Annotated in this window: 6 protein-coding genes and 1 pseudogene; 1 reads left to right on the forward strand and 6 read right to left on the reverse strand. The window is 39.0% G+C overall.

Annotation, left to right across the window (positions count from 1 at the left end; translation table 11 throughout):
- Window positions 1-107 precede the first annotated feature (107 nt).
- A pseudogene (locus F6K13_RS35790) lies at window positions 108-1,262 on the forward strand (RNA-guided endonuclease InsQ/TnpB family protein).
- 66 nt (window positions 1,263-1,328) lie between these two features.
- Here F6K13_RS35790 and F6K13_RS12615 read toward each other — a convergent pair.
- The 6 genes from F6K13_RS12615 to F6K13_RS12640 form a co-directional block, all read right to left on the reverse strand.
- On the reverse strand, window positions 1,329-1,628 hold the full coding sequence (locus tag F6K13_RS12615) for a methyltransferase dimerization domain-containing protein (protein ID WP_124154587.1): 300 nt from the start codon (window positions 1,626-1,628) through the stop codon (window positions 1,329-1,331).
- Between the two features lie 752 nt (window positions 1,629-2,380).
- Entirely contained in the window at window positions 2,381-2,575 is a 195-nt protein-coding gene (locus F6K13_RS12620) for a hypothetical protein (RefSeq protein ID WP_124154586.1), read from the reverse strand.
- Between the two features lie 38 nt (window positions 2,576-2,613).
- A complete protein-coding gene (locus tag F6K13_RS12625) occupies window positions 2,614-2,808 on the reverse strand; it encodes a hypothetical protein (protein ID WP_124144159.1) in 195 nt (64 codons plus the stop codon).
- 71 nt (window positions 2,809-2,879) lie between these two features.
- Window positions 2,880-3,074: a hypothetical protein gene (locus tag F6K13_RS12630; RefSeq protein ID WP_124144160.1), complete on the reverse strand. Its 195-nt coding sequence runs from the start codon at window positions 3,072-3,074 to the stop codon at window positions 2,880-2,882.
- Between the two features lie 597 nt (window positions 3,075-3,671).
- On the reverse strand, window positions 3,672-5,267 hold the full coding sequence (locus F6K13_RS12635; RefSeq protein WP_124144161.1) for a glycoside hydrolase family 57 protein: 1,596 nt from the start codon (window positions 5,265-5,267) through the stop codon (window positions 3,672-3,674).
- 486 nt (window positions 5,268-5,753) lie between these two features.
- Window positions 5,754-6,254: a pentapeptide repeat-containing protein gene (locus tag F6K13_RS12640; RefSeq protein WP_161564416.1), complete on the reverse strand. Its 501-nt coding sequence runs from the start codon at window positions 6,252-6,254 to the stop codon at window positions 5,754-5,756.
- Window positions 6,255-6,592: the final 338 nt, after the last annotated feature.

Consider the following 6,592-nt stretch of genomic DNA (forward strand, 5'->3'; position numbering starts at 1 on the left):
TGGATTCGCTCCCCCAAGTAATTTTGAACACCGTGTAGACGGTGGGGTATTAAACCCACAAAGAAAATGATAAACCGTACTATTAGATAGGCTGTGTTTAGAAGTAAATGAAATCTATTAGAACCAAGCTCAAACTTAATAACAAGCAGAAAACTCTGATGGCTCAACACTTAGGCTACTCACGTTTCTGTTATAATTGGGGTTTAAGTTTATGGAATGCTGCATATATTGATGGTTACAAGCCAAACATTCGTATAATTAGAGAGGTTTTTACTAACCACACAAAGCCTTTATATCCCTGGATGAAAACTTGTCATCTAAAGTTTACCAATATGCTTTCCGAAACTTAGGTGAAGCATTTAAAAGGTTCTTTAAAGGATTAGGAAAATACCCAAAGTTTAAAAAGAAGGGTAGGTCTGATTCTTTTCCTTCGGAATGCTACGCAAACACAATTGATAATTCTGGAAAACCAATAGAACTAAATGGATGGAATCATAAATTACCTTTTATTGGTATGGTCAAAACTTATGAACCCATTGAGGCAACAACTAAAAAAATCACTATTAGCAGACAAGCTTCGGATTGGTATCTCAGTTGTAGCTATGAATTTCGTTCTCACACTACACCCAAAAAAACTGATGTAGTAGGTGTAGATTTAGGTGTGAAAACCTTAGCGACATTAAGTGATGGAAAAGTATTTGAGAGTGTGAGATCGTATCATAAATTTGAAGCTAAGTTATCTCGACTGCAATACCTAAATCGTCATAAAGAGGTAGGCTCTGCTAACTGGAGGGCGGCACAACGGAAGATAGCCAGGTTGCATAGAAAAGTAGCAAACATCCGTAAAGACGCACTTCATAAACTGACAACATATTTAGCCAAAAACCACGGCAGTGTTGTCATAGAAGATTTAAACGTCAAGGGTATGTTAGCTAACCATAAGTTAGCGAAAATCAGTTAGCAGATAGTGATTTTATGAATTTCGGAGACAGCTTAAGTATAAATGCCAATGGTACGGCTCTAAGTTAGTAGTAGTTGATAGATTCTTTCCATCATCAAAAACTTGTTCTAACTGCGGTCACGTCCAAGATCTGCCATTAAACCTGAGAACTTATAACTGCCCAGATTGTGGGTTGTCAATAGATAGAGATTTAAACGCCAGTATAAATTTAAGAAAGCGAGTGCTAATTGGCGAGGAAACCTCAGAATGCAAGACACACTCAAGAGATGCGGTCGGCTCGACCGTGAATGCCTGTGCATGAATGCCTGTGGATGAGTAACCGCCGACGGCCTCAGTAGAAACAGGAAGTAAACATCAAGTTGTCACTTTATGTGACGCTTTGTATAAGTTTTATAGAGCAGTTAGGAACATCACTTTGCAAATATGCTGCTAGTGGAGTTAGCTGAAAATAGTGGGGCTGAGTTTCTGCAAAAATGCCGACACTGGCTAAAGCTCGTAACAGTCGATAAATTGCATCTTTGTTGGTATTAGTGGCACTGGCCAAGGCATCAGAGTGTTGTTCTCCGTCTTTGAGCAGATCGGCAATCCCGAGTTTTGCAGCAATATAAATACACTGTGAAATACGGTAACCTCGAATTGCTTCTAGTAGAGTTGTTGGAGATGGCATTGAAAATATATACTAACAGATAGTGAGTGAATATAAACTATTTTACAAGATGATCTCATCTCATGTCCATTAGTATAGTTTGTGTTAGAACTTACGCAGAAACCGGGTTTATATCAAATCTGTTGGCTTCGGAGTAATATAATTCAGTCGATCGTCATACAATGGGTAAGGGCGAATGGCCATTTGCGCTCCGCAAAGCTCCGAATGGCATCCCTACAATATAGGGCGAATACCATTCGCCCCTACATATTTAATACTGAATAACACCGATGCTACCAGATTTGATATTATCCACACATTTCCTGATTTGAAAGACAATAATCTGGGAAATCAACCCGGTTTCTTGTTTGGGTAAGTAATACCATGCCTGGTTGAATACTTATAAATAAACGATGGAATCCTCAGGAGTCAGGAGGGAATCAAGAAGAAAGAAGCAAGAAAAAAGAGGAGTAAAAGGAGAAAGTTTTTCGATCGCTAATTATCCTGACATGATATAAGTCCTGTTTGTAAAAGCTGGGGAAAGATCTACTATATTAGAGAAAAAATTTAGTCGCAACTTAACTACAGTAGTTAAGTTGCGACTAATGAGTCAAAAAAATCATATCATGTCTATTGGTATCGTTGGTGTAAAAGTTGAGGAAATATCTACCATATTTAAGATTTTCCTTCTTTTTTCTTTCTTCTTCCTTACTTTTGCTATACAAGACCGATGCTACCAAACATGATATCACTCAATTATTAGGAAAATATTTTTAACTCATAGAAGCATGACTACGGTCATAAGTAGTGACAAAACTAGGATGAGGTTTTCCTTGAATATTTCCCCAGTAATTATCTGCTTCCACGCCCACTTCTGTGGCGGTGCGGTTCAGCATTGACTGTTGACGATTTTTCACTAGGTTGTGATGACGGATCATTAAAGCACGAGCTTGATTTTCTACATACATATTTTTCATTCTCCTGTTGCTGACTTTTGATTTTCACTCTAGCTCATAGAAGCATGACTACGGTCATAAGTAGTGACAAAACTAGGATGAGGTTTTCCTTGAATATTTCCCCAGTAATTATCTGCTTCCACGCCCACTTCTGTGGCGGTGCGGTTCAGCATTGACTGTTGACGATTTTTCACTAGGTTATGATGACGGATCATTAAAGAGCGTGCTTGATTTTCTACCGACATATTTTTAATTCTCCTGTTTGATTAACTGTTGTTTGTTAAAGATTAATGATGATGGCAAGAAAGAAAATAAATTAGCTCATTGAAGCATGACCACGCTCATAATTTTTCCTAAAGCTAGGCTGTACTTTTCCTTGAATGTGGCCCCAATAGTTACTATTTTCTAAGCCCACTTCTACAGCTACTCTGTTTAGCATTGACTGTTGACGATTTTTTACTAAGTGGTGGTGACGTACCATTAAAGAGCGTGTTTGAGTTTCAGTAAACATATTTGATTTTCTCCCCTAATTATTGAACTTATGTTTGGGAAGCTTTTTTCCCTTACATTTTTATATTAACTAAAAATTCTGTAACTTTTGCTACAAAATGCTAATTATTTACAAATCTTTATTTTTATTAATTCTAAACGCTATATGTAGAGTTGCAATATATTAAACTTATATATGTAGCGTTCTGGCGCAATAAGGTATAGCGCTGTGCGCAGGCAACAGCTCATCTGGCAACAGCTCATCTGGGGGAATAAATTGCTGATCATATAAGACTTTTAGCTATTTGGCCTCTCCTGCAATTTGTAAATATACCAGCGCTCATTGCTATAGAAGGAAAGGTGAGAAGGGGGAAAGTTTTTCGATCGCTAGAAATCTCCAATACAGCGCTTTTGCTAATTTATGAACCACATCTTCACAAACAAAACCTTGTAGGGACTAACCATAGGAACGTCCCTACTGTGGTCTACCCAAATGAAAACCGCTGTCATAAAAAAGAAAATAAATTATCCCACATAAATCATCAATTATTTCCCCTCCTGGGAGGGGGAGGGGCGAGGGGTGGGTTCCCTACTCCCTACTTCCTACTCCCTCTTTTAACTACTGAAAAAGTGGTTTGTACACTCGATAGTTGATTTGAGGAAAGATATTGTCGATCACCTCCAGCTTTTCCAACCAACCTGAATCAATCTTTCCCTGTAGAATATCTTCATAGAGCTTATTAAAACGCATCAAATGGGACCTTGTTCTCCGCACAGCATAAGAAACCATAGTCCCCGTACTCATAATAAAAGCCCAATCAGAAGATTGAGCCAGCAAAAGTTCTCTGGCAGCTTGATTTAATGCCCGCAACTCCAACTCATCTGCTGGTGTTCGTCCCGCCAACTCAATCATTCGCTCTGCAGTAGTATGTAGATGAGGATAAATCCAAGAGTTAGTATTATTGAGCCAATATTCATGAAAACCCTTATATCCCCAACTAGACTGTGCTGGAAGACAAACTTGATGTTCTGGGTGTTTCTGCAAATAATCTGCTAAATGAGTCATCCGATAAGTACTTTGGTCATACCAAGTTTTACGGAAGAGGAAATCCAAAAACCAAGGTCCTTCATACCACCAGTGACCAAACAACTCAGCATCGTAAGGAGAAACAATAATCGGGAGTTGCTCCATAATATGGTATAAATGCTCAACCTGGCGTTCCCGATTAAACATAAAATTGCCAGCGTGTTCCGCAGCTTTTTCCCTGGCCCAGTACGGGTCGTAAAGTTGTTTATCTCCTAATCCCAAGCCACGACCTGTAATTTTATGATATTTAATACCAGTATTCTTCCTCTGGCCATTAGGCATAATATAAGGCTTTATATATTCATATTCTGCTTCCCAACCTAAATCTTTATAAAACTCTCGATATTCTGTGTCTCCTGGATATCCTACTTGGGAAGACCAAACCTGTTGAGAAGATTCATGGTCTCTGGAAAAAACAGCTACTCCTGTTTCTGTAAATATAGGAGCATAACTACCAAATCTAGGCCGTGGTCGAGCATAGAGTACGCCGTGGCTATCTGTTAAAAAGTAACGTATCCCAGCATCTGCCAACATTCGCTCCAGACCTTCATAATAGGCACATTCTGGCACCCAAATCCCTCTGGGACGACGGCCAAAATTTGCTTCATAATCTTGACAAGCAACCTCTATTTGTGCCCAGACTGCCTCCGGATACATTTTCATTAGTGGAAAGTAACCATGAGTGGCCCCACAGGTCATAATTTCTAGGTTATTGCTGTCTTGAAACTGTTTAAATGCAGAAATTAAGTCGCAGTCGTAACGTTCCCAGAGTTCTCGAACATTATTGAAGTGGGTGGCGTAATGTTCTGCAAGGTAGCGGATATGACCGTTATGGAGATTGTGGTCATATTCTTTTTCTGCTAATTCTTCAAGTAAGCTTAAATGGTGTTCATAGCGTTCTTGTAATAGTGGGTCTCGTAGCATAGACACCAAAGGTGGTGTGAGACTCATAGTAATTTTAAAGTCCACACCATCTCGTTTTAATCCCTCAAACATTTGTATTAGAGGGACATAAGTTTCGGTTATTGCTTCAAAGAGCCACTCTTCTTCTAGGACATAATCACTTTCTGGATGTCTGACAAAAGGTAGATGGGCATGAAGAACAAAGGCGAGGTAGCCAATAGCCATAGTTTTTAAGGGTAATTAATAAAAGGGCGAGTTAAAATTGAAAATATTTACAATGTTTCAAGATTGTAAGGGTAAAGGGTACAAAAGTTAACTAGCTATCAGCTTTTAGCTATCAGCTATCAGCTTTTATCAAAATAATTGGGTCGCGCCACCCTGCCTTGATTGGCGAAATATTTTTGGAGCGAAGCTCAAGTCCCCTACTTCCCCTCCTGGGAGGGGGAGGGGCGAGGGGTGGGTTAACTTCTGACTTTTGACTTCTGAGTTCTGATCTCTGACTTCGTTAACGCTCTGGGTAAAAATCCCCGGCTTCTGAGCAACCGGATGGCCCTCGGAGGAGTTGAAATCTCCTTTCCGTTCCGGAATGCTCCACAAACAAAGGCATCTCAAAAAAATCTGCTGAAAGCTGTTTGCGCAGCATTCCGCAGAAAAAGCTGACCGCTGAAGTGCTTCTTTAATATCAATTAGTAGCTGATACCTTAATTAAGCCTATTTGTATTGATATATGCTGCCATCAGGTAAGATTGCACCGTTGAGCTGGGCATCGATGAAGCTAGCATTACTAATATCAGTGTCCCGCAAATCTGCTCCTCTTAAATCGGCATTCCAAAAAATGGCTTCTGTGAGGTCTGCTCCGCGTAAATTGGCCTCTTGAAGATTTGCCCCCCAAAAGTTAGTAGATTTAAGGATAGACTTTTGTAAGTTAGCTTCTTGTAAGTTGGCGCTCTCGAATTTTGCCCCTGTTAAATCTGTGTTGGTAAAGTTGGCTTTTTCAAGGTTTGTACCAGAGAAGTTAGCATTTTTTAATACAGAACCAGTCACGTTCATTTTCTTATAATTAGAATCACTGAGATTTATATCGGAAAGGTTGCAGAAAAAACATTCTTTTGAACGTTTTAAAATTCGTACTTGCCACTTTGTATATGCAACTACAGGTGTAGCAAAAGCTATGGAAAATAATAGGGTTGTTATTAATATTTTAAATTTCATTTTAGCCATTAATATTTGAAGACAAAATAAGCTTTAGATAGCTAAGTTTATTATAGCAAGCGAGAAGGAAGAAGGAAGAGGGAAGTAATACCAAGTGTGATAAATGTTTGCCACATTATTCTTGAGCAGGGGAGTAGGGGAGTGGGGGAGTAGGGGAGAAGTAAACATCAGAATAATTGAAGTATCACCTAAAGTTAAGCATTCTTTTTTCACCCTTGCTATAAGAAGGAAAAATATTGCTTTGTCTGAGTTTTAAGCTTTCGATATATCCGCGCACTTTCCTTCGACTGCTATATCAGTATTATTTATTTAGTATTTAGGAATAAGCTTGTGTCAAG

It is taken from the genome of Okeania sp. SIO2B9 (genome assembly GCF_010672505.1).
In the GTDB taxonomy this organism is placed as follows: Bacteria; Cyanobacteriota; Cyanobacteriia; order Cyanobacteriales; family Microcoleaceae; genus Okeania; species Okeania hirsuta.